Annotated in this window: 24 protein-coding genes and 1 tRNA gene; 5 read left to right on the forward strand and 20 right to left on the reverse strand. The window is 45.2% G+C overall.

Features of this window, described 5'->3' with window-relative positions:
- Positions 1 to 48: 48 nt before the first annotated feature.
- From LU351_RS05395 to queA, 6 genes are all read right to left on the reverse strand, one after another.
- A complete protein-coding gene (locus LU351_RS05395; RefSeq protein WP_232593037.1) occupies positions 49 to 2,064 on the reverse strand; it encodes a PAS domain-containing hybrid sensor histidine kinase/response regulator in 2,016 nt (671 codons plus the stop codon).
- Positions 2,065 to 2,142: 78 nt separating this feature from the next.
- Positions 2,143 to 4,224, reverse strand: a complete 2,082-nt coding sequence (locus LU351_RS05400) for a hybrid sensor histidine kinase/response regulator (protein WP_232593038.1) — start codon at positions 4,222 to 4,224, stop codon at positions 2,143 to 2,145.
- Between the two features lie 287 nt (positions 4,225 to 4,511).
- Entirely contained in the window at positions 4,512 to 5,453 is a 942-nt protein-coding gene (gene secF, locus LU351_RS05405) for a protein translocase subunit SecF (protein ID WP_232593039.1), read from the reverse strand.
- A gap of 35 nt (positions 5,454 to 5,488) precedes the next feature.
- On the reverse strand, positions 5,489 to 7,366 hold the full coding sequence (gene secD, locus LU351_RS05410) for a protein translocase subunit SecD (protein ID WP_232593083.1): 1,878 nt from the start codon (positions 7,364 to 7,366) through the stop codon (positions 5,489 to 5,491).
- Positions 7,367 to 7,662: 296 nt separating this feature from the next.
- Positions 7,663 to 8,790 (reverse strand): tRNA guanosine(34) transglycosylase Tgt, encoded by a 1,128-nt coding sequence (tgt, locus tag LU351_RS05415; protein WP_232593084.1) that lies wholly within the window; start codon positions 8,788 to 8,790, stop codon positions 7,663 to 7,665.
- 98 nt (positions 8,791 to 8,888) lie between these two features.
- The gene (gene queA / locus LU351_RS05420) at positions 8,889 to 9,947 is read right to left on the reverse strand and encodes a tRNA preQ1(34) S-adenosylmethionine ribosyltransferase-isomerase QueA (protein ID WP_232593040.1); all 1,059 of its coding nucleotides are present in this window, start codon (positions 9,945 to 9,947) and stop codon (positions 8,889 to 8,891) included.
- A 450-nt stretch (positions 9,948 to 10,397) separates the two neighbouring features.
- Between queA and LU351_RS05425 the strand changes: the two genes are divergently transcribed.
- The 5 genes from LU351_RS05425 to LU351_RS05445 all read left to right on the forward strand — a co-directional run bounded on the left by LU351_RS05425 (position 10,398) and on the right by LU351_RS05445 (position 12,472).
- Positions 10,398 to 10,484 (forward strand) — tRNA-Leu (locus LU351_RS05425).
- A 377-nt stretch (positions 10,485 to 10,861) separates the two neighbouring features.
- Positions 10,862 to 11,011: a hypothetical protein gene (locus LU351_RS05430; protein WP_232593041.1), complete on the forward strand. Its 150-nt coding sequence runs from the start codon at positions 10,862 to 10,864 to the stop codon at positions 11,009 to 11,011.
- Positions 11,012 to 11,028: 17 nt separating this feature from the next.
- Positions 11,029 to 11,289: a DUF7220 family protein gene (locus LU351_RS05435; protein WP_232593042.1), complete on the forward strand. Its 261-nt coding sequence runs from the start codon at positions 11,029 to 11,031 to the stop codon at positions 11,287 to 11,289.
- Between the two features lie 473 nt (positions 11,290 to 11,762).
- The gene (locus tag LU351_RS05440) at positions 11,763 to 12,263 is read left to right on the forward strand and encodes a T6SS effector amidase Tae4 family protein (RefSeq protein ID WP_232593043.1); all 501 of its coding nucleotides are present in this window, start codon (positions 11,763 to 11,765) and stop codon (positions 12,261 to 12,263) included.
- A complete protein-coding gene (locus LU351_RS05445; RefSeq protein WP_232593044.1) occupies positions 12,260 to 12,472 on the forward strand; it encodes a hypothetical protein in 213 nt (70 codons plus the stop codon). Before LU351_RS05440 ends, LU351_RS05445 begins: the two co-directional genes overlap by 4 nt.
- 8 nt (positions 12,473 to 12,480) lie before the next feature.
- Here the strand turns inward: LU351_RS05445 and LU351_RS05450 are convergent, their stop codons facing one another.
- The 14 genes from LU351_RS05450 to LU351_RS05510 are packed head-to-tail and all read right to left on the reverse strand — an operon-like array spanning position 12,481 to position 22,944.
- Positions 12,481 to 13,224, reverse strand: a complete 744-nt coding sequence (locus LU351_RS05450) for a hypothetical protein (protein WP_232593045.1) — start codon at positions 13,222 to 13,224, stop codon at positions 12,481 to 12,483.
- Positions 13,221 to 13,928 (reverse strand): hypothetical protein, encoded by a 708-nt coding sequence (locus LU351_RS05455; RefSeq protein ID WP_232593046.1) that lies wholly within the window; start codon positions 13,926 to 13,928, stop codon positions 13,221 to 13,223. Before LU351_RS05455 ends, LU351_RS05450 begins: the two co-directional genes overlap by 4 nt.
- Complete coding sequence (locus tag LU351_RS05460; protein ID WP_232593047.1) at positions 13,915 to 14,472, reverse strand: baseplate complex protein; 558 nt, start codon at positions 14,470 to 14,472, stop codon at positions 13,915 to 13,917. The genes LU351_RS05455 and LU351_RS05460 overlap by 14 nt, the downstream gene beginning before the upstream one ends.
- A complete protein-coding gene (locus tag LU351_RS05465; RefSeq protein ID WP_232593048.1) occupies positions 14,444 to 14,863 on the reverse strand; it encodes a hypothetical protein in 420 nt (139 codons plus the stop codon). The genes LU351_RS05460 and LU351_RS05465 overlap by 29 nt, the downstream gene beginning before the upstream one ends.
- Positions 14,864 to 14,865: 2 nt before the next feature.
- The gene (locus LU351_RS05470; RefSeq protein ID WP_232593049.1) at positions 14,866 to 16,590 is read right to left on the reverse strand and encodes a phage tail-collar fiber domain-containing protein; all 1,725 of its coding nucleotides are present in this window, start codon (positions 16,588 to 16,590) and stop codon (positions 14,866 to 14,868) included.
- A gap of 9 nt (positions 16,591 to 16,599) precedes the next feature.
- Entirely contained in the window at positions 16,600 to 17,118 is a 519-nt protein-coding gene (locus tag LU351_RS05475; RefSeq protein WP_232593050.1) for a phage tail protein, read from the reverse strand.
- On the reverse strand, positions 17,115 to 18,287 hold the full coding sequence (locus tag LU351_RS05480; RefSeq protein ID WP_232593051.1) for a baseplate J/gp47 family protein: 1,173 nt from the start codon (positions 18,285 to 18,287) through the stop codon (positions 17,115 to 17,117). The genes LU351_RS05475 and LU351_RS05480 overlap by 4 nt, the downstream gene beginning before the upstream one ends.
- Complete coding sequence (locus tag LU351_RS05485; protein ID WP_232593052.1) at positions 18,284 to 18,607, reverse strand: DUF2590 family protein; 324 nt, start codon at positions 18,605 to 18,607, stop codon at positions 18,284 to 18,286. Before LU351_RS05485 ends, LU351_RS05480 begins: the two co-directional genes overlap by 4 nt.
- Positions 18,608 to 20,626, reverse strand: a complete 2,019-nt coding sequence (locus LU351_RS05490) for a phage tail tape measure protein (RefSeq protein ID WP_232593053.1) — start codon at positions 20,624 to 20,626, stop codon at positions 18,608 to 18,610. It lies immediately after the preceding gene.
- A gap of 9 nt (positions 20,627 to 20,635) precedes the next feature.
- Positions 20,636 to 20,779 carry a DUF6890 family protein gene (locus LU351_RS21015; RefSeq protein ID WP_416053930.1) on the reverse strand — a complete coding sequence of 48 codons (144 nt, stop codon included), beginning with the start codon at positions 20,777 to 20,779 and terminating at the stop codon, positions 20,636 to 20,638.
- Positions 20,780 to 20,823: 44 nt separating this feature from the next.
- Positions 20,824 to 21,111, reverse strand: coding sequence for a putative phage tail assembly chaperone (locus LU351_RS05495; protein ID WP_232593054.1), 288 nt, complete (start codon positions 21,109 to 21,111; stop codon positions 20,824 to 20,826).
- The gene (locus tag LU351_RS05500; protein WP_232593055.1) at positions 21,108 to 21,317 is read right to left on the reverse strand and encodes an HP1 family phage holin; all 210 of its coding nucleotides are present in this window, start codon (positions 21,315 to 21,317) and stop codon (positions 21,108 to 21,110) included. The genes LU351_RS05495 and LU351_RS05500 overlap by 4 nt, the downstream gene beginning before the upstream one ends.
- 24 nt (positions 21,318 to 21,341) lie before the next feature.
- Positions 21,342 to 21,791 (reverse strand): phage protein, encoded by a 450-nt coding sequence (locus LU351_RS05505; RefSeq protein ID WP_232593056.1) that lies wholly within the window; start codon positions 21,789 to 21,791, stop codon positions 21,342 to 21,344.
- Positions 21,792 to 21,840: 49 nt separating this feature from the next.
- A complete protein-coding gene (locus tag LU351_RS05510) occupies positions 21,841 to 22,944 on the reverse strand; it encodes a DUF2586 domain-containing protein (RefSeq protein ID WP_232593057.1) in 1,104 nt (367 codons plus the stop codon).
- Between the last annotated feature and the right edge of the window lie 38 nt (positions 22,945 to 22,982).

A 22,982-nucleotide genomic window follows, 5' to 3' on the forward strand; every position in this document is an offset into this window, starting at 1 on the left:
ACTATACCGCTTCTGCCTATCTGCTCAGCAGACTCCCAATCCAAGCGCTCAATACTGAGCCTTTGCCCAAGCCCGTTCAATCGCATTGACTAATACCACCACATCCACAGGCTTTGATAAATAATCGTCAAACCCAGCTTTAATACCCCGCTCAATATCCATAGGCATGGCATTGGCACTGACCGCCAAAACGGGTATCCGCTCCGTAATAGGGTCTTGCTTTAGAATAGAAAGCACCTCAAAACCATCCATCCCTGGAAGGTTGACATCCAGTAAAATAATATCCGGCTTTTCAGTTCTCGCCTTGTACAAACCAACAAAACCTTCCGCAGCAATGTCCAAGGTTAACCCTTCAAACTTACTGAAAAATTGCTCTAACAAACGAACATTAGCCTGATTATCTTCTACATACAGTAATTTTTTACCCCGAAAAGCTTTTGTATCCACCCGCTTATCGGAGAGGGATTTATTGGTTCTGCCTGGCATTTCTTCTTCAGACGTAAACTTCGCTTCTGACATTTGAATCTGAAAGCTACTGCCTACTCCTTCTTCCGATTCAAAATCCAAATGCCCTCCCATCATTTCCACTAATTTACGAGTGATCAATAAGCCGATACCACTCCCTTCAATATTACTGCCTTCCGCACCCAACCGATTAAATGCTTGGAAAAGTTGATTTTTGTGTAGTTCCGAGATTCCCCTTCCTGTGTCTCTTACCGTAATCAATAATGCGTTATTCGTTGTAGTGTTTAAACTTACTACAGCTCGACCACCCGGCTTGTTGTACTTAATCGCATTGGATACAAGGTTCAACAACGCTTGCCGAAAACGTACTTGATCTGCCTGAATATAAAAATCACCGCAATGATTTGGCTCAAAGCTGAGTGATACCTGTTGTTTATCAGCTTGCTGACGACAAAACGAAATAACATCATTCACTACCCTTGAAACCAATACCGGCTCCATCGACAACTGCACTTTACCCGCTTCTATTTTCGACAAATCCAATACATCATTAATTAAATTAAGAAGGTGATTACCCGCTCGACGAATTTCAGAGATGTTGTCAAGTTGATCATTAGTGAGGTTGTCATCATAGTCAAACAATTGCGTAAAACCCAAAATGGCATTCATCGGGGTACGCAATTCATGGCTCATACTAGACAGAAATTCAGACTTCGCTTGGTTTGCATGCTCAGCCAATTCCTTAGCCGCTAAAACTCTTTCTTCGGCACGTTTAAGTTCGGTGATATCCACATTCGCACCGGACATAAACTCCACTTCACCATTCTCGTCATAAATAACCTGACCACGCCCTCGTATCCAATGCCACTCACCGGACTTACCTTTAATACGGTACTCCACATCAAATGGAGTACCATGGGTCATATGATATTCAAGCGCTTGATCGAATTTTTGCCGATCCCCATCATGCATAAAAGAGCGCCAGGTTTTATAGCGATCATTGCCTTTATTAACCTCATCATCATCTTGATGGTATCCCAACAACTCCCAGCAGCGTGCCGAAAAATGGAACTGCCCTCCCTTACGGCTCCACTCCCAAATCCCATCGTTGGAGGATTCAATAATACGCTGAAAGCGTTTCTCACTTTCCCGCAAATCCCGCTCGGCACTTTTCTCATCACTGATGTCAAAATTCACTCCAGCAAAATAAATAACCGCACCGGTATCCGCTCGCACTGAGCCGCCACGCGCCTGAACCCACCGCCAACTACCATCGGCACACAACAGGCGAAACGTCACATCATAAGGTTTATTTTCAGCAAAGTGGTTTCGCATCGCGACAGGTATCGCATCTCTATCGTCTTCATGAACGAACTCTTGAATTTCCTCTAGCGTCTCAATGTTGTCGGTCACGCTTCGGCTATAGCCTAAATCACGCCACAACTGGCCATCTGCTAAGTCGAATTTATTTTGCACAAGATCCCACTCCCAAAATCCATATCCAGGAATAGAATTAAAACGCTCAAAACGATTTTTTAAATGCTCAATAGAGCGATGCTGGTCTGGGGTCAATTGTCGATGCAGTGGAGTGATGCTCATTGAGCGGCCTAGTCAAATTCAGTTCCATATTGATTGTTGTACTAATCTTTGTTTAGTAAAACCACATTAACACAACGATTATTCAGAGTTTAATTGCTGTTGGAAAATTTCATTTAAAATACCAGCCAACCTCACGATATCTAAGGGTTTGGTCATGTAAGCATAAAACCCCGCTTCTTCCCCTCGTGCAACATCTTTAGACATCGCATTCGCCGTTAATGCGACAACGGGAATATCGCGAGTAATGCTATCGTTGCGCAACACTTCCAATACCTCATAGCCATCAATTACCGGCAAGTTAATATCGAGTATAATCAAATCCGGTCTTTCTGTACGAGCCTTGTACAGCCCCAAAAATGACTCTTCCGCAACAACCAATTCAACATTCTCAATATGCTGAAAAAATTGATGCATTAAACGCACATTGGCCTGATTATCTTCGATATAAAGAACTTTACGCTCAGATTGAATGGCTAACTGTATTTGTTTCTGTTGCAGGTGACGCTGCGCCAATAATTCATCCGGTAAATCACTCCAATCTTTACGGCTCTTCAGATAAATTTCAAAGCAACTTCCGACATCTTCTTGGCTGTATACCGTCATATGGCCACCCATCATTTCCACAAGACGTTTCGTAATGACCAAACCTACCCCAGTACCTTCAATACTGGTATTTTCCGCTCCAAGTCGATTAAAGGGTTGAAATAATTGCTTTTGCTTTAACTCCGAAATACCAACGCCGTTATCTTCAATACTGATGCACAACGTATCTTCGTCGTGGGGAAATATTTGGACCCGCACCCATCCGCCATCCAAATTGTATTTAATGGCATTACTTAACAAGTTCAATACAACTTGCTTTAAGCGCACGCTATCGCAATCCGCAAAAAGATCATCCACACTGTCCAAATCCGCTTGCAATGAAACCGAATGCTTCGCCGCCAAAGGGTGACTTAACCCAACACAATCTCGAATGACAGAGCTAACTTGTACTGGCTCTAAAGACAAGGTGACATTACCAGATTCAATTTTAGAAAGATCCAGCACATCATTAATCAATTGCAATAAATGCTCGCCTGCTTTTAGGATTTCACGAATATTTTCTCGCTGATCATCGGTAAGGTTAGCGTCATAATCAAATAATTGCGCAAACCCCATAATGGCATTCATGGGCGTTCGTAACTCATGGCTCATGCTTGCCAAAAAATCTGACTTCGCCTGATTAGCTCTCTCGGCTGCATCACGAGCATGACTCAGCCTTTCCTCAGCACCTTTTAATTCTGTGATATCCATATTGGTGCCGGTTAATCGACAAACTATACCGGAGTCATCGAACTCAAAACGCGCTCGTGTACGTACCCAACGATACAACCCGTCTTTACCAGCAATCCGATATTCTAAATCCAATTGTTGTTGGCTTTGCAAACAGAGAGAAAAATCTTCCTGTAAACGAGGAAAATCCTCCTCATGAATCCGATTTACCCAAGCTTGTAAAAAGCGATTAATTGGCCCATTGGGCGCTTCACGAGCATCCGCCTCTTCCATAAATTCGTCGAGCGATTGAAATCCCAAGTGCTCCCAGCATCGATCACTAAACTCCAAGCGATCACCCTCTGATTTCCACTCCCAAATTCCATCGTTAGACGAACTCATAATACGGGAATGGCGTAACTTACTTTCGTGCAATCGCTCTTGGGTTTGTTTCATGCTAGAGGATTCAAACGTCACACCCGAAACGTTGATGATCAACCCATGTCGATCCCGGCGAGACTGGCCTAAGCTGGTCACCCAAATATAGCCCCCGTCTTTTTTCAGAATACGGTAAGTCATATGGATAGGGGTATCCGACACCATATGCTCTCGCACGGCATCTAAGACGATAGAAACATCATCAGGGTGAAAAAAAGCACGGACTTCTACCGCATCGGTAACGGACTCAACCTCTTCAACCGTATAGCCAGCCTGCTGCCACAACTGGCCATTGTTGATGAACGTCTGACGGTTAAAGTCCCACTCCCAAAAGGCATAGCCGGGCACTTCACTCAAACACTTGTAACGTAAAAGTACTTTGCGTTGTTCGGGTGTTAAATCTCCGCATTGCAACCAGTGCATGTGATCGCGCCGGCTAATAACACCTTCGGGCATAACGGGGTTTGTCATGACCTATCTCAATTGAGTTAACAATGTATTCATCTTCCCACTCTGCAATATCCCTTCGTAAGGGCCACTCATGAGGTATGGAAAATATCGACTCTCCTTGCAAAACCTTCTCTCAATCCGTAGAACATCTTATATCAATGCACAACTTAACACTTAAGTGTACATCTTTCTAATTCTCTGCACTGATTCAGGCCACTGCCATTAAGACATGACTTGTAGCGCAGCTTTAAACGAAAAACGGGCCCAACCAGGCCCGTTTTAAGAATCATGAGATAAGAACAAAGAGATTAAGGCAGTTCATCGAATTCTTCGCCTTCTTTTATCGGCTCCATTAAATCTTGTCGATTAATGTTCATCATCATCAATACATTGGCAGCCACGTAAACCGAGGAGTAGGTTCCCACAACCACACCCACAATTAGAGCAATGGAAAACCCATGAATAATTTCTCCACCGACTAAAAATAAAGCAATTAATACCAGCAGCGTTGTTAATGATGTCACGAAGGTACGACCCAGGGTTTCACTGAGTGAAATATTAATCACCTCTGCAGAAGACGATTCACGGACCCGACGAAAATTTTCTCGAATACGATCTGACACCACAATAGTATCGTTCAAGGAGTAACCAATCACAGCAAGGACCGCTGCAAGAACGGTTAAATCAAAATCCAATTGCAGCAGTGAGAAAAATCCCAACACAATAATCACATCATGAGCCAACGCAACCACCGCACCGACTGAAAACTTGAACTGAAACCGGAACGCCACATAAGCCATCACCACAGCCAAGGCAAATAGCATCCCTAAGCCACCATCGTCTCGCAACTCTTCACCCACCTGCGGACCAACAAACTCTAGCTGTTTAAGGGTAATCTTCGCCCCATCCGCACGCAGAGCCTCCATGACCTTATCACCCAAATCTGCAGTTGCTTCTTGCTGGAGACGTACCATCACATCGGTCTCTTCTCCAAAATACACCACAACTGCATCTTCGAACCCAGCTGATGCTAACTGCTCACGTAACTGATTTAAATTAGCCGGAGACTCAAATGCCAACTCCAACTGTGTGCCACCGGTAAAATCCAAACCAAACTTCAAGCCATTTATTGACAAAGAAGCAATAGAGACGATCAACAGCAATGCCGACAACATGGTCGCCACTTTTCGATATGCCATAAAGTCAATGACTTTGACATGAGTAATTTGTTTTTCTGATGTTTCCGACATAATTCTCTGCCTTACAAAAACGGATTTAAAACACGTTAAATCATAAGTTTTTCAACGCGGCGACCGCCGTAAATTAAATTCACCACTGAGCGTGTACCCATAATGGCGGTGAACATACTGGTCAAAATACCGATGGACAATGTCACAGCAAAGCCTTTCACTGGGCCTGATCCAATGGCATACAAAATAATCGCGACAATTAATGTGGTGATATTGGCATCTAAAATCGTAGTAAATGCACGATCAAACCCAGAGTTAATGGCCGACTGAGGCGGCATACCGTTTTTCAACTCTTCACGAATACGAGAGAAAATCAGCACATTGGCATCCACGGCCATACCCACGGTTAAGACAATCCCGGCAATCCCAGGCAACGTTAACGTAGCCCCCAAAATTGACATCACAGCAACCAACAACACCATATTCGCCGCCAAGGCTAAATTGGCCGCAAAACCAAAAACGCGGTAATACACCAACATAAAGACTAAGACGAAACCCAGCCCCCACATCACCGAGGTCTTACCTAGCTCAATGTTTTCTTCACCAAGCGACGGCCCAATGGTGCTTTCTTGAACGAAATACATCGGCGCCGCCAGAGCACCTGCACGCAACAGCAACGCCAATTCAGATGCCTCAGCAGGGCTTTCCAAACCGGTAATACGGAACTGTACACCTAACGCCGTAGTAATTGTGGCCAAGCTGATAATTCGACGCTCTTCCGTTTGCACGGGCGTCGCCACCTCTTCGCCATCCTCATTCAGGGAGTATTCCATTCTCGTTTTCTGCTCGATGAATAGCACACCCATTTTGCGGCTGACCGCATTACGGGTTACCCGGTGCATTTTGGTACCACCCACGCTATCCAAGTTGATATTAACTTGAGGCTGGCTGGTTTCTGGGTCGAAGCTGGACTTAGCACCGGATACGTTCACACCTCCGATGATGAGCTTTTTCTCGAGATAAGCACCACCAAATCGCTGACGATCTTCTTCAGAGCGATATTCAAAATACTCTTTGGAGGACACCAACGCATTAGATTCCGCTTCCAAACGAAACTCTAAGTTCGCCGTTTTACCAATAACCCGTTTTGCCTCGGCAGTATCCTGGACACCAGGTAGTTCCACGACGATGCGATTACGCCCTTGACGCTGAACAATAGGCTCGCTCACGCCCAGCTCATTCACCCGATTACGCAATGTCGTTAAGTTTTGAGAAACGGCATAGTCTTCAATTTCTCGAATCGCCAACTCATTTAATGAAAGAAGCAAATAGAACTTACCGTCACGCTCTTCTTTTAAGCGAGTCAAATTAGGAAATTCTTTACCCGCAATAGAAGATGCCTTATCGCGCTCTTCTTCATCGTCAAATCGAGCAGAAATCACCTGCTCTTTATTGAGAGAAACACCGCGATAACGCACACGCCCTTCTCGCCACTTTGCTTTGAGCTCATCCGCATTGGTGTCTTGTCGTTTCGCCACCGCCGAGGCCGTATCCACCTCCAATAAAAAGTGCACACCACCGGAGAGGTCCAAACCCAGCTTCATCGGTGATGCCCCCATGCTTCTCAGCCACTCAGGCGTCGTCGCCGCCTGATTAAGGGCAATCACATAAGATTCCTGCATGGATTTATCGCGCTGCAACAATGCTTTAGCGGCTAACTGGTCTTCCAATGAATGAAAGCGAATCAGCGCATTGGCCCCGGTAGCTTGCTCACCAAAGTGCTTAATGCCGCCTTTATCCAATAATGACGAGACACGCTTAATAACGCGATCATCAATCACCATTGCGCTGGATTGGCCGGAAATCTGAATTGCCGGGTCTGGGGCGTAGAGGTTTGGTGCTGCGTATATGGCCCCCAAGACCACAATAAACGCAACCAACAAATACTTCCAAAGAGGGTAACGGTTTAGCATTCTTAATATCCAAACAAACGCGCAAACGGCGTTCGACAACTCATATGAATCAGACGGATCCCGATACTGGCAACGATAAACGCCCTCGGGCATAAAAACCGCCGCAGTATAACGATATTTCGCTGGGCTATCAGAAGGGTGAGGCCAAAATCCTACACTTCAACCCCAATAACGTCTTAGGGTACACATTATTGAGTATTCAAAGCCTAGCGTTGAGATATGACGTGTGAAAGAAGGTCGCCATCAACGAGTATATTGTCGGCGGCCAATATCCCGTTGATCACGTCAAAGGTTATTTATGCTGATTCTTCCGGCAAAGGCGGAACCTCTTTGCCTTGCGAAGCATAAAACTCTTCGACAAATTCCTCTAAGCGTTCTGCAGCTATTGCTTCCCTCAAACCTTGCATGAGCGTTTGGTAGTAACGCAAATTATGAATCGTATTCAACTGAGCGCCTAAAATTTCTCCGCATTTATCCAAATGATGCAAGTACGCTCGGCTAAAATTTTTACAGGTGTAACAATCGCAATTAGGATCTAACGGCCCCGTATCATGGCGATGCTTGGCATTGCGGATTTTGACCACGCCTTCAGAAGTAAATAAATGGCCATTGCGCGCGTTTCGGGTGGGCATGACGCAATCAAACATATCAACACCACGGCGAACCGATTCAACAATATCCTCTGGCTTACCCACGCCCATCAAATATCGAGGCTTGTCGGAAGGCATTTTCTCTGGCATATAATCCAAAACGGCCAACATTTCATCTTTTGGCTCACCAACCGACAACCCACCGATGGCATAACCATCAAAACCAATCTCTTCAAGGCCGGCCATGGACTCCTCGCGAAGGTTTTCGTACATGCCTCCCTGCACAATACCAAACAACGCCGACGGACTTTTCCCATGAGCCGCTTTGGAACGCTTCGCCCAACGCAACGACAACTCCATAGATTCACGCGCTTCTTTTTCCGTAGCAGGGTAAGGCGTGCACTCGTCAAAGATCATCACAATATCGGAACCCAAGTCACGCTGAACACCAATAGAGGTTTCTGGGTCGACAAACACCGGACTACCATCAATAGGGCTCTTAAACGACACGCCTGCTTCAGTGATCGTCCTCATTTTTCCCAAACTGAACACCTGAAAGCCGCCGGAATCGGTCAAAATCGGCTTTTGCCATTGTGCGAAATCGTGGAGATCACCGTGAGCTTTGATCACCTCAGTGCCTGGCCGCAACATCAAATGAAAGGTGTTGCCCAAAATAATATGTGCACCGATTTCTTCGATATCCCTTGGCAACATACCTTTTACCGTACCGTAGGTGCCCACCGGCATAAATGCTGGCGTTTCGACCACACCACGAGGAAAACGCAAACGTCCACGACGCGCTCTTCCGTCATTGTTGTCGACTTCAAACGTCATGAAACACTGACGTTCTTGAGTTTCATCGGTGTCACTGGCTGCCACCGTCTTTGTTGATTGCTCTTCCACAAATAAATCCTAATAAACGTTTTCAATACTCAGCCAATTTTTTCACTGGCGGCATTGGGGTTTTTCTCAATAAACATGGCGTCACCATAGCTAAAAAAGCGATAACGCTGGGCAACGGCTTCTCGATAAGCTTCAAGCGTATAACGATAGCCCGCAAAAGCAGACACCAACATGATCAGTGTTGATTCTGGCAAATGAAAATTCGTCACCAATCCATCGACGACTTTGTATTCATAACTGGGGTAAATAAAGATTTCCGTTTCACCTTGATAAGGACATATGTCGCCACTTTGTGCAGCCGTCTCCAAACAGCGAACACTGGTTGTGCCCACGGCAATCACTCGATGGCCTTCTGCCTTTGTTTGTTTAACCTTCTCACACACCTCCGCCGAGACTTCCATAACCTCCGAATGCATTTGGTGCTGATAGATATCATCTACCTTGACCGGCTGAAAGGTTCCTGCGCCCACATGCAAGGTAACGAAAGCGAAATTTACCCCTTTATTTTTCAGCGCCTCCAACAACGGCTCATCGAAATGAAGGCCAGCCGTCGGCGCAGCGACAGCCCCCTTCTTGTCCTCACGACTGTACACGGTTTGGTAGCGCTCACGATCAGCTTTGGCATCGGGCCGATCAATATAAGGGGGCAATGGCATATGCCCAATCGCCTCCAACACTTCAAGCACAGGCTTATCATCTGGGAAGCGCAACCGAAATAGTGCCTCTTTACGCCCTTCAACCATTACGGTTGTCCCATCTTCCAAAATAATCTCCGAGCCCGGCTTCGGCGACCGGCTTGAGCGTAAATGCACCAATGCCGTCACCTCATCAACAACTCGCTCAACCAGCAGCTCCAATCGACCGCCAGTAGGCTTTTGACCGAATACCCGCGCAGGAATAACACGGGTATCGTTAAATACCATTAAGTCTCCAGAATTCACCGCATTCAAAATATCTGAAAATTGCCCATGCTTTAGGTTTCCGCTTTGGCCGTCCAGTTGCAACAACCGACTCGCCGAACGCGTTGCAGAAGGCTCCCTGGCGATCAATTCATCTGGTAAATCGTAATGAAAATCTTGTCGACGCATGATGGATAACTCAATGAAAATAAAAAGGGCGCAAAGAGTAGCGAAATTTACAGGAAGTGGCTATGACGTCTGCAGCCCCCACACTCCCCATTTAACAATGGAACACCCGCAAGCTACTCAGGGCTCCCTAGTAATAAACAATCAAAATGATCCAGATCCAACCCAAATGATCATTGTTTGACCTAATTTTAAATTCAAAAAGATATATTTGGGGTCTCAGGCAATTTGCCTGATGAAATTTTTCTCTTATGAATCTTTCTTTTGATTAATAAAGGTTCATATGGATCAAGCTTTAACCTTAAGAATTGATCAATTATTACTAGGGAGCCCTGGCAAGCTACTGAAGCTTATTGATTTTTTTGTTGACGCACCAGAAAGCATAGATATAATAGCGCCCACTTTCGAGGAGCAAGTCAGAAACCTGATCTAGTACTGCTTCTCACCTTCAGTGCCAGAGTGATGAAATTGGTAGACATGAGGGATTCAAAATCCCTTGCTTTCACGAGCGTGCCGGTTCGAGTCCGGCCTCTGGTACCATATACTTTCCCTTAAAAATCAATAACTTACAACACGCAATAGAATCCTTTAGTTTTATTAAAACTCGCTGTTGTGCGCTAAAGTGTCCATATTGTGTCCACCTAAAAAAAGCCATCTCTATTTTTGAGCTATCGGCACTGCAATTAATTGCACATTCAACACCTCGAAAATCTCAAAAACAAACCCCTGATCATTCGTTAATCGATTTAACATTTGGTTTAATTTCGCTTTCGAAATTTCTCTGCCTCTTTTTTCTGAGAGCACTCTTGCCGCTTCCTTTCAGGTAATCCCCTGAACGTTTAATTTCCGATGTCATCACTGCAAAACTTCATCGATGACATTCAACGTGCTGGATTTTTACTTGTGAGGAAACAGCAATGAAAGAAGAAAGCAAAAAAGAAACATGCTCATTTTGTTGGTTGGCCTGGGTCTTCTTAATTTTTCTGTTATTTACTATTTTGGGTGCAAAAGAAAATATGGGGTCGGAAGCATTTTCAAATTGGGTTAAGTGGTTAACTGGTTTTTGATATCAAGGAGAGAAAAAATGAAACAAACAAAATGGGAATCCATTCTAGAGATTAGCATGAACTACCTTTCAGGCTTCTTGATTTCATACTTTGTTTACCGATTAATAGTCATGCCCAATGAGTGGCTAAATAGCTCAGCTTTATTAGTGACCATTTTATTTACTATCATGAGCGTATTCCGCTCTTACATTTGGCGTAGATTTTTTAACGCTGGAGTACACAAACTAATTTATCAATTTTCAAAAACCATTAAAGAAAAATCTGAAAAGACGACATGAAAAACTTAAATCAACCCCACTTCAAGGCTTTGCAAAACTCTTCATAATTTGTAATTCAACACCTCGCCGCACCCCAGCAATGGCGCGGCGTTCACACCCCTCTACTTTTCAGTGATTTTTGCTGCCTGTTTTCGGCAGGTTGGTGAGGAGGAGTGAATTTGATGGCATCTATGTCACCCTCTCAAGCGTCCCTGGTCTTATCGATTCAGCGTGAATCAATTCTTGAAGTCCAGGTATATCAAGGGCTACAGTCGGTTTAGCCGACTTACTATAACTATGTGAACCCCTCCTACACCTTTCCTCCAATGTCCAACTGTACAATGAAATTGCAAAGCTTGTGAAATCGTGCGTTACATCACAAACCTACCTAAAACCACCTTTAACCAACACAAACGAGCCTTAATCAGTAGTTGGGCACTGCTGATAATGATAAAAATTGTTCACATTCTTAATGGTTATATGGAGATTCGTTTGTGCAAAAAGTTACGTTTTCAACCTTATGGGACAACTACCCAAGCGATCCTTGTGATACGACAAAATTCAAAAATCAATGCGCAATCAAAGTCGGTACCGCTCTCGCCAAATCCGGCGTAGATACCACCAAACTGGTCAGTAAAAAGCGGCATTGCTGGTTTCACGATACTTCTCATGGTCATGTACTCTCTGCTGAAGAACTCGCCGCTGGTTTAATGAAGAATAAGATTCCTGGTATCAGTAAGGGTGTTGAAATTGACGCAATGAATTTCAAAGCAAAGGTTGCCGGACAAAAAGGTATTATTTTCTTTAAAGACTATTGGCTACGATCAAATGACCGTGAAAATCGGCCAACAGGTGATCATATCGATTTATGGAATGGCTCCAGACTGACGGATCTAACAAGTTGGATTAGAATACAAATGGGAATTGTGTATGACGGTGTCTGGTCTGATTTTGAAAAGTCTAAGAAGATTATTTTCTGGAGGGTAGCCGATTGAAAAAAATATCTTATGTTTTATTGGGTGCCTTCATTGCTGGCTTAGTCTGCAATTTACTTTTTTGGGGTATTGGTCAAGCGGCTCTGTATTTCGAGATTCGATTATTTGAAGGCGAAGCGGAATCGGCTAGAAATTTTTTAATTTTTTTATTCACCTTGCTTGTTTTTATTTTAGGCGGTGGTCTTATTGGTTGGAAAAAAGCAACGTAAATAAAATGCTAACCTGAATTTGGCTTAGCCACCATACCCATAATTTCATCATGCAAACCACCTGCACTGCTACCTTGCCCACTAAAGTCGCCAGCTTGGTCTGGAGCTTTAGTTGTCGCAGGCTTACCATCGTCGGTATAACCATGTGTGTGGCTGGCCAGTGTTGTGGCAATACGCTGTGTGAGTTGTATTAAATCGTCCAGCACTCTCACAATATTAATCGATTCATTGCCAACCCAAACCGTCCCCTCTTCTTTAACTTCAAGTCGCTGTTGAACATCGGCGATGCGCGTGGCGATTTTTTTGCAGTGTTCGGTTAAATTATCCTCCTGGTCGAAACGATAAAAATTATTGTCATCTCGCTGAATTAATACGTCTGTTGTATTTAGTGCTGGAATGAGTTTTTCTTCGATAAATATCGAACGAATAAAGGGGCGATTGGGCAAGCCGTAAACGAATCCAAGTTCAACAATTGTACCGGCTTGCGGGAAAGCAAATACACCACGTTGATCACCAGACCCGGTTGCCGGTAAGGGCACGTCTTTGAGTATCAATGGCTCTTGGTAAGATTCTCCGGTTTCATCCAGCACTTCAACATCAATGGCGTATCGTGGTGTTTCCGGTGTGGAAGGTTGTGGTTCGCTGTTTGATTTTGGTGGTGTATGCACCCTGCCCCACAACGATAAATGCAGTTGCCCGGTCAGCTCTGGATATTGATTATTAATATTGCGCTTAAGCAGTTGATCAATCATGCGAGGCTCCAGGGGTTCTCTGACCAGGATAAGTGCATATGCACATCAGCAAAGGTCAATTGCGTCACGATACGCCCATCAATTTGCACACCTGGGCGTAGCGCGGGAATGGCTGGCACACGAGCACCATCGGCGACACCGACTACTTGCTGCCAACGATTGGGAATGGAAACCGGTGTACTCGCCCACCGTGAATCACTCCAAGCACCCACGTAAACACTGCCATCGGCTTCTTGTTGCCATAGGGGTTGCTGATACCCAAACACCTTTGAAAGCGTTCTGAGGGCATAATAACCATTAGCGAGTGCATAGAATTTTGCAGTGCGGTTTTGTAGGTAACTAGGGGCGTTGTCGGGTGTGATAAAACGTAAACCGGTTTTACTCGACAGTTGGTCGAGTACATCCAGTAGTGCAACATTATTGGCGATGATGGATAGCGGGTAATACAATGATGCTGATAGCTCACGACAAAACAACCGTTGTTGTTGCTGATCTACTGTTGTCGCGGTTTCAACGTAGCCCAAGAAATACGGTTTAATATTCGCTAAGTCATACCCACACCGGTAACGAATTAACCCCTTTAGCGGCTTGCGACTCACCACAGTAAACGAAGCGCGACCAGGCAAAAACAAATCCAGCTGTATCGATTCGTTAACGAGCTTGTGAGGCTCACCATTAATTTCAAGGGCTTTATGCAGTTTCATTGTCGGGTGTGGGTGTAATGGCGTTTTCTACGCGCTGTAAGACTTTTTCAAAGCTGGTCAGCTCAACCTCTTCACTGTCGTCAACGGACGCAATGGGTACCGTCGTGGGGCTCTCTGCATTCTCGATAGGGTTCACCGCTTGCCGTTCTTCGACTTTTTCCGGCACGCTGAACTTTTCACGCAAACCAAAGGAAACTTGCCAAGCACGCTCGCTGCTAATTTCATTGACGCTCACCTCACCATCAAAAATCACTTGCCGTACATTCATGGCATTGGCGGTCGCGTCTTGTATTTCATACACCACTGGCTCACCGTTCTCCGATACCTGTTCAACAATGCGAATAAATTCTGTGAGCTCGTCCGGTTCTTTTTGATCAACGATAAAACTTGCTGTGAAGACTTTGGGCTTAATACCTTTATGCGCCGTATCACTGGCACTGCTGTCACCGCTCAGTTCTTGACTTTCAATATTGAGTCGAGCGCGAATGCGAAGCGAAGTGTTAGGTACCTGGTAGTTATTGAGTCGCATCGAATGAGGCTTCAATTTTTTCTAATTCTTCAATGCCTCGCGAGTGATCATTCGACCAGGCACGATACTCGTCAATGTATTTCCCCATTTTTTCGATTTCTTTCTCATCACCGCTGCGCATAATATTCATTTGTTTGAACACTGGGTACTTAGAGACAATTCTCTCTCTTGCCAAACGTCGACGTTCGTTTAATTCAAGCTTTTCGGGCAAAAAATCAGGGGCATGATAGACTTCTTGCAACTCTTCATCCCACCGGGCATATTCAGGCGGTATATCCTTTACGACTTCAAACAACTCTTTTTCAGGAAATTCAATTAATCGCAAGCCTTCGTGAAACAAATGCCAATTCACAGGGTGATTGTTCGCATAATTGACTGAATTATCAGGGTTAATAAATATATACATAATTAATTCATTCCTAAAGTGCGATAGCGGAATCTAAAACGACGGTCTTCAGTACGCCCATCATGTGCACTGTAGTGGCCAACCATGACAGATCCATTCGGAACGGTATAATTAGCAATCTCATCGTAATTATTTACAAATCCACTAATTTGTACTTGCCCCCAAGATAAAGAGCGGGCATTAGCTCGATTTAAAGCTGTTTGTGCATGACCATAGGCAAGCGTCGCGATATGACTGGAGGCGTACAATGTTGTGCTGTTTTCATGGATATTATTTGTTAAAAATCTGCCTCGTGTTACAACATCCCGACCTTGATGTTGAAAAGTACCCCCATGCACCAGAAGCGTAGAGCCATTATCGCCTACTTCAAAACGTCCATCTGTTCTAAGACGTGTTGTACCACAATAAATACCAGTTGTATGATGATCGCCTTCATTAATCCTTAACCACTCATCATAAGAGGCCATCATCGTACCCCGATACCCATGTATACGAAGTGCATTAGGCCCCATCGTGATATCGCCATTTAATACCACGCCAGTAAAAGTTGGCCTATCAATGGTTCTTACACCTTGATTTAGAAAATGATCAAATTGACGCCCATCCCAAAAATCTGCATCCATGCCACTACCAGCACCATCGTTTCCGGCTGTCCAAATTTGATGCCCCCAATAAGAAAAAATATTTGCATCTACATGCAGAACAGAGCCACCACCACCGACTTGAAATGTTCCATCTGTACGTAATACTTTTGTTCCGCAGTAAATCCCGTATTCATGCCCATCTCCATGATTCAAACGTAACCATGGATCAACACTGGCAATCATATTTCCGTATTTACCAAAAATACTTCCATTATTCTGAAGTACTATATATTCATTTATATGTAGCTGCTGAAAAGAAGGAGTTGCCGTATTTTTTAAATCTTGATTCAAAAAATCAGAAAACTTTTCCCCATCCCATAAAGTACTATTCGCAGCCTTATCACCCTCAACCATCACGTCTTTCTCATTCACTTGTGGTCGAGTGGCAAAATTGACTAAACCCGTAATTTGTCCTTTTACTCCATCAAACCAAAGAGCAATATTGCTTTCATCACCCCAAGCGGTTTTTACGTTCGTTTTCCAGTTGGTGGAAGCTTCAACAACCGAGTCTTTAACACGACTGATAAAACCCAATGCAGCGCGTCCTGGCGAAAGGGCTTTTGTTAAACTACTTTGCTCTTTAACTTCATTTTCATTGGCGAATTGCACCAACCCTTTCGCCTCTTCGCTGGCGATATCAAAACGCCATTGCCAAGCTTCCGCCGGTACGGTGATATTGGTAATGTTGGCCGCATCCACATAAGAGACCACAAAGTTACGGCTCATGCTGTTGCCGACTTGCCCCGCAAACGTTTTGAATTTTTCAATCGCCGGGAAATAATTGACCGCTACCACCTCACCCGCTTCGGTAACCAACCCTTCCCAATTAAAATCAAAGTCACCTTCATCGGTGCCTAGATACAAGGAATAAACTACTTGATCGGGATTGACGTATCCTGAAAACGAAATGTCGATAGAGCGTTGAATAAACGCCTCAGCGGGCAACACTTCGTCTTTGTTTTCTGGTTGCGACGTGTCTAAATCCGGGATGTATGCCAGTACAAAGCGTGTAATCTTCAGTTCGGTACCATCGCCCTGGTGTTGAGCAAATAGATCACGACCGACATTGGTTAATGTACCCATAAAAAATCATTAACTCGCAAATGTGTAATAAAACGTGTGAGGAATAGATTCTGCACTCACACCCAAAGATACGGGTTGAATTAAATTAAACTCATAGCGGCGACAGGTACGACCATAAGTGCGTAACAACAACCGTAATAGGTTTTGATTCTGGCTAAGCTGGCCGTCACTCAATTGCAAAATAATCACATCCCAATCTTTGCCAGGTGCACGTTCTGTCACTTCCACATAACCGATGCCCAAGCGCTCAAAGATGCGTTGAATCCCGGCCACACTGCCCGCGTCTTTCGCATTCACAAAAGCAAATTTAACGCGCCGTCGATAGAGACTTTCTGGTTCATCCAACATGCGTGTAATGCCGCGCTGCCACGCCAATAAATTCAACGCAATCAATCCACACGTATCCGGGTTGATTTGTGCCAGCGGTAACGCCAACCACCCTTCTACCTTGCTCCACCATTGTTCAAATACTAATTTGAGCTTTTTGATTTCACCGCGATTGGCCCAAACCGGTAAGGTAATTTTCATACGGATACCTCACGCACGATGAGTGAACCCAGGCGAGGAATATCTAATTCACTGGTGATTCTCGATACATTAAAATCCACATTCTCAATCACTGAAAACTGATCATGCAATTCTTTGCCAAGACGGGAAAAACTAAAAAGGCTCCATGGGCTGACCAGGGTGGGTTCATAATCGGTATTTTCACGAAACGCCGCCCGAATCATATTTTCGACACCCGTTAATAATTGCGCCTTACTTTGGTCTGTCATTTCACGAGGTAGCCACAGCTCGCACACCACCTCATGAAAACTTTCAGGGATTGAATAAATACGTAAATCATCCCCCAGGCCATGATTGCCATCGTCCGTAATATGGCTTTGAATACGGGCGATAAACGCATTGCTGGGGTTACCGATATCTAACATCACATAAGCATTGGCGGTGCCTGGGCCGCGAGGGGCATCGTGTTCTAAAAACACATTGTCGGTGCTGATGCCCGCAAAGCGAGAAATTAACGCGATGTACACCGCATCCGTATGATATTGATTCACCGCCGTGTATTGATTGCGAATGCGCAAGCGTAAATCATGATCATTTTCTTCGTCAGCCCCTGGCACAAAAAGCCAATCTGTTTCATTGGTCACACTGACCCTATCAATAGGGTTTGGCATTAAACGGTAATACCCGGCGGCCAAATTAAAGGCTTCCCCTTCACCAGTCGCAGTAACGTTGACCGATCGCTCAAACTCACCCACTGCAAAGCGCGTTAATGTATCCGTTGCCACACGATAGACGGCACCATTAATCGGGTCGGTAGCAACAATAAAACCTGCCGGGATTTCAAGTTCTGAATCGGCAGTGGTTCGAGTGAAAACCAATTGCCCTTTTGCCGCCACAGCGGCTTTGCGGGTTAACCCCACACCCCAGGCCAATAAATCCAAAAAGCGGCCGGTGGCGGTGCGAACAAAAGACTGACGCAGTACATGATTGACCAGAAATTCCAATAACCACAACACCGGTTGCACGGCGAGGCTACGCACAAAACGCCAAAAGGGGGAAATGTCGGCGTTATTATTGACGTTTAATGCGGCGGCATCGGCCAGTGTTTTAAATTCGCGATTTAATGCCGCTTCGGTATTGGGCACACCCGCCTCATCAATCAGCCCTTTGAAATTAAATTCCTCACTCATAACGCCACCTCCAACGTGCCATAATCCCGCGTGGTCGCCGTCAGCCAATACACACCGGGGGTTCGTTCATCGTTGAGCAAACGGGCGGTACCGGGCCAAATACGTGTATCGTTATTCACCAACATAATGATTTTATTTTTGATTTGAGCCACCGTATTCGCATCACGCTCATCAATAAACTGCAACGCCAACCCACTCTCAATAATTCGGTGTTTAATGTCTTGGCCAATGCTGACTCGATCACGACACAACACTGGCTCGCCAATCGCATCCAGTACCAGGTCGCCGTTTTCGATGAGGAAATCGTCATAGCGTTGCATCTATCCACCCGCCATTAACAATTGATCTAACAGCGTATTACCATCCACCTTTTGATTAGTATTCACTTCCAATTTATCGACGTGCACGCCCCGCTGAGTGGTGTTATTCATCACCGTTGATATGTTTTGCAGAGTATTGGTATTGGGTTGGTCGTATTTCCCGCTGGGGGATAACCCTAACGCCTGATTCGCATCGATCCTTTCGTTCTCGGCTTTATGCAATACCGTTTGCACGTCGGCATTGCCCGTCGCATTTATGCCCAAATCAATAAACGGTAAGCGATCCAGCAATTGCAAAAAACCATCAAACTGGCTGCGAAGGGACGACAATAAATCCAACCCTTGAAACCAGTTTATGAATTGCATAATAAATTCGGGTATTTTTTGTAAGAGTTTTATAAAGGTCACCGGAAACAGCAGCCAATCCAAAAACAGATCGGAGCAAGGTATCGACGCTATAAAATTAGAAAACCAGTCCTGCACTTTGGCAAGACCAATTTTAAACCCGACCGTTAGCGTATCCCAGTGACGAATCAATAACGCCACCACCGCCACGGCGGCAAGAACCCCCGCCACAATCCACGTAATCGGGTTTGCCCACAACGCAGCATTAAACAACCAGGTAGCGGCGCTACCGGCTATCATGGAGGTTCGCCATAAATTCATTTGCAACATCGCACCTAAAGCCGCACCACGCATCCAAATAAAAGCGGACTTAATCAGACCCAACCCCCAGGCATAGGCGATATGAATGCCTTTGCCAATCAGCATAACGGTATGCACACCGGCAATCGTGTAACGCACCAACCCCATTAAAATGGAGAACACCGACGCCGCTGCCACCAAACCCAAAATGGATAATGTGCCGCTACCGATTGCGTGGGTGAGGTTAGGAAAAAGCTGTGTCCATCTTAGAGTGGTATTGGCAATATCGCCCAAGGAATTCGCCAAAGGATTTAAGCTGGGCTCTAATGCACGAGAAAACGCAATGGAAACGGCGGTCACACCCGCCTCAAACCGAGACCAAGGGTCGATTTGTTTTTTTGCCATTACCAAAGCGTTGTCCATACCGTTAATTGAGTCAAGTCTTTCAATACTCCCTTGAAGTTCATCAATATTGTCGATCAATAAACTAATTGTTGAACTGGCTAAATCCGATCCAAAAGCAGTACTGAGGCTATTCATATTTGAGACTTGCTCTAAATCACTGTATTGACTTTGCTGGATGGCTCTTAAAACATCCGTAATATGCAGCATCCTATCGTTATCATTGGTAAGCCTTAAGCCCAACTCTTTTTGTGCACGGCCAATACCAGCAAGTAGCGCTTCGAAATGCGTACTTGACTCTGACCCGCTCATCGTTGATTGCAATGTTCCGAGAATTGCCATCTGCTCGGATAAAGAAACACCCATCGCCTTAGCGTTGGCACCAAGACCACCAAAAGCGGCAGACATTTCTGAGCCTGTGGTTTTGAACATTTCAACCGCCGCTGCCGTTCTCCCTGCCAACATTTCGGCCCATTGAATTTTACCCATTTCATTGGCTTGGTTTTTAAAGATACCGTACATGGTGCCCATGTAATCGGTGATGGTGGCAGAGTCGGCTTTCGTGGCTTTAGCAAGGGTGGCACCGGTTATCGTCAATCCGGTGAGCTCCGCATCTTGCAAACCGGAAATCGCACTTTGAATATCGTACGCACTGCGCACAACATCCACCGCGCTTTCCCCAAATTGAATTGAAAAAGCCAACGCGTCTTTTTCTAACATCGCCAAGGCATTGTCATTCACACTCAACGCACTGACCTCACGAACCGCATTGGCCATATCCCTACCCGGTGTCATCATGCCATCTAGCGCGTACCAGGCACTGAATAAACCGGTCACACCCGCCGCGATATTTTGCATACCGGCTTTGGTGTGTTTTTCGATACGATCAATATCGCGCAATATCTCATTCACACCTCCGGTGGATTTATTGATTAAATCAACGGTAAAAAATAATTCTTCGAGGTGTTTCATAAGCTGCCCTTACTTTTTAAATGCGTGCGCAATACCTTGAGTCACATTATTGGCCCCGCGCTCATGCAAGTACTTATCTAAAAATAACGCCTCGGCCATGGTATTTTCATCAAGAGGCTGATGCGGTAGGTAATACTTGGCGAGTATTTCCAATTGGCGATACGCGTTTTTTTCGATGCTGTCCGCGAGGCGTTTAACTACTTTACCGTGACGCTAATGTCCGGCGTATATTGCTTCATTAACTGGCCACACAAATAGTTGATGTTGGGGGCATGTTTTAATAATGGCCGGAGTATGTCTTTGGTTTTTTCATCAGCGCAGCGCATTAATAAGGTATGCATGGCCACAACTCGGCCTTCTGGTACACCGGCCTCATCAATGAATTTAGAATACGCGTCTCGCGTAACAGAAAAATTCAACTCTTGACCATCACCCAATTCGAAAGCCACTGTCTGACCATCAGAATGATTCACTGCTTTACTCATTTTTGATTCTCCAATTGTGTTTTCAATTTACGTTGTTCATCACGCAGTTTTAAGGTGTACTCTTTGTGACGATAAAACCAATTCACCCCAAGGGTAAATAAACCAATAACCAACGACAGCACCGCAAACCATTGATTGACGGATAGCCCATTAAAAAAGCCAACCGTAATAACAGACCAATGGGTAATGGTGTTCACCTTTTCCATTGAATGACCTTAATGCTTAAATACTTAGGTTAAATCTCGAATTTCATCGGGGCGCAAATACGGCACGCCATCGATGTGCACAAAATCCGGGCCAGTGACATCGTAATCGAGAGTATGGGTATGGGCCTCGCCACCACTACTATCAATATCAATTAAAGAGGCAATGCGAAGTTGGCAGTCATGGGCCAATACCGATAATTCTTCCGAACCACTGTTGCCCGTAAAATTCATATCGAAGGGTTCGATGGCTCGCCACGCCCCAGCACTCTTGGCCACCTCAACAATCTTTTTAAAGTTCTGAGTGTTCACGGTAATGCTGCCACTGGCACCCACTTCACCGTCGAGCTGGCCGTCCGGAATACCTTTGGTTTTCGCCACCGTGGATTGGTCGTCAATATCTAAGGAGGCTTCTTGGACGTGAATTAAAAAATCGCCCATCATCACGTCAAAATTTTTACCCGTCATTCGTTTCATCGCAAACCCCTTTTCTTTGTTTACCGATGTGTTAATTTAATTGGTTGCATTACACCGGGTTAGACAAGTCCAATAAAATACCCACTCGAAGTGTTTTGGGGGAATCTAATGGCTTTAAACTTAAATACACATCCAACGCGGTTTTGCTTTTCCAATTGAGCGTGATGCTTTCCGCCGTGGGCGGTTCGATTTCCCCCGGAAACGGAATACCGTTAATGACTGCGGAACGAGACATCACTTTTAGCGGGCGCAGTAAAATGGATTTGGTGTATTCACGGCTCACGGTACTGGAATTAATCGAGCGATTATCAATTAAGCCAATGGCTTGCACGCGCACCTGACGTGCGGCTTTATCAGCAATGCGCAACCACTCCCCATTTTGATAATCACTGCCCTCTGGTGCCAATGAATTTAAGTTGCCCCAATACACACCGTCATACCCTGGGTAACGCTTTAGGCAATTCATTCGATTGGCGCGCAATTGAGTTAGTTCTGCATCGGTAATTTCGTTGAGTGCACTGTCTAAAACGGGCGCCCCCAAACCGTACAGCGGCCCGGTACGCACCCGTTGAGGGCTATCGGCAATCGAGACTTCATGGCGACATAACCGCCCCGCCAACACACCGGTATTATTGCCGTGGGTGGGCGGCACTAAAAATACCCGCTCACCGGCAAAGCCTTCTTGTAAATCGATCACTTCCGCGTTGTACTGCGCCCAGGTTTGAGTATCGCTGTCAATCGCGGGTAAGGTCACCAATCCTAAACAGCGTTTGGCAAAGCGCGTTCGAAGGCTTTCTAATTGCGTGGCCATTAATTGAATATCACCGATACCACTGATAGGGTCGCAAAGCACAATAAATTCTGGGTCGACGTTTTCAATCACTCGACTCAAAGTGTCCGACCAGGCATCCGCACTGGTGAGCGACACCGCATACGCCTGCCAATTACTGCCACCATTGGCCTGTGCTGCGTTTAATTGTGTGGCTAATACACCGCTGCCGAATACAGCACTGATGTCCGTCTGTGCGTTAACCGCAATCACGTTATCACTGATATTCGGTGAGGTCCCCAAAAACAAGGCGGTGCGCTCAATGGCATTAAAGCCACCTTGCTGTTGGTTTTCATTCACGACTGTAACCGTTGCGTCCGTCATTGTTTTGTCCTGTTAAGTTTATTCAAACAAGTTAATTT

The sequence above is a fragment of the Marinibactrum halimedae genome, assembly GCF_021234875.1.
Classification (GTDB): Bacteria; Pseudomonadota; Gammaproteobacteria; order Pseudomonadales; family Cellvibrionaceae; genus Marinibactrum; species Marinibactrum halimedae.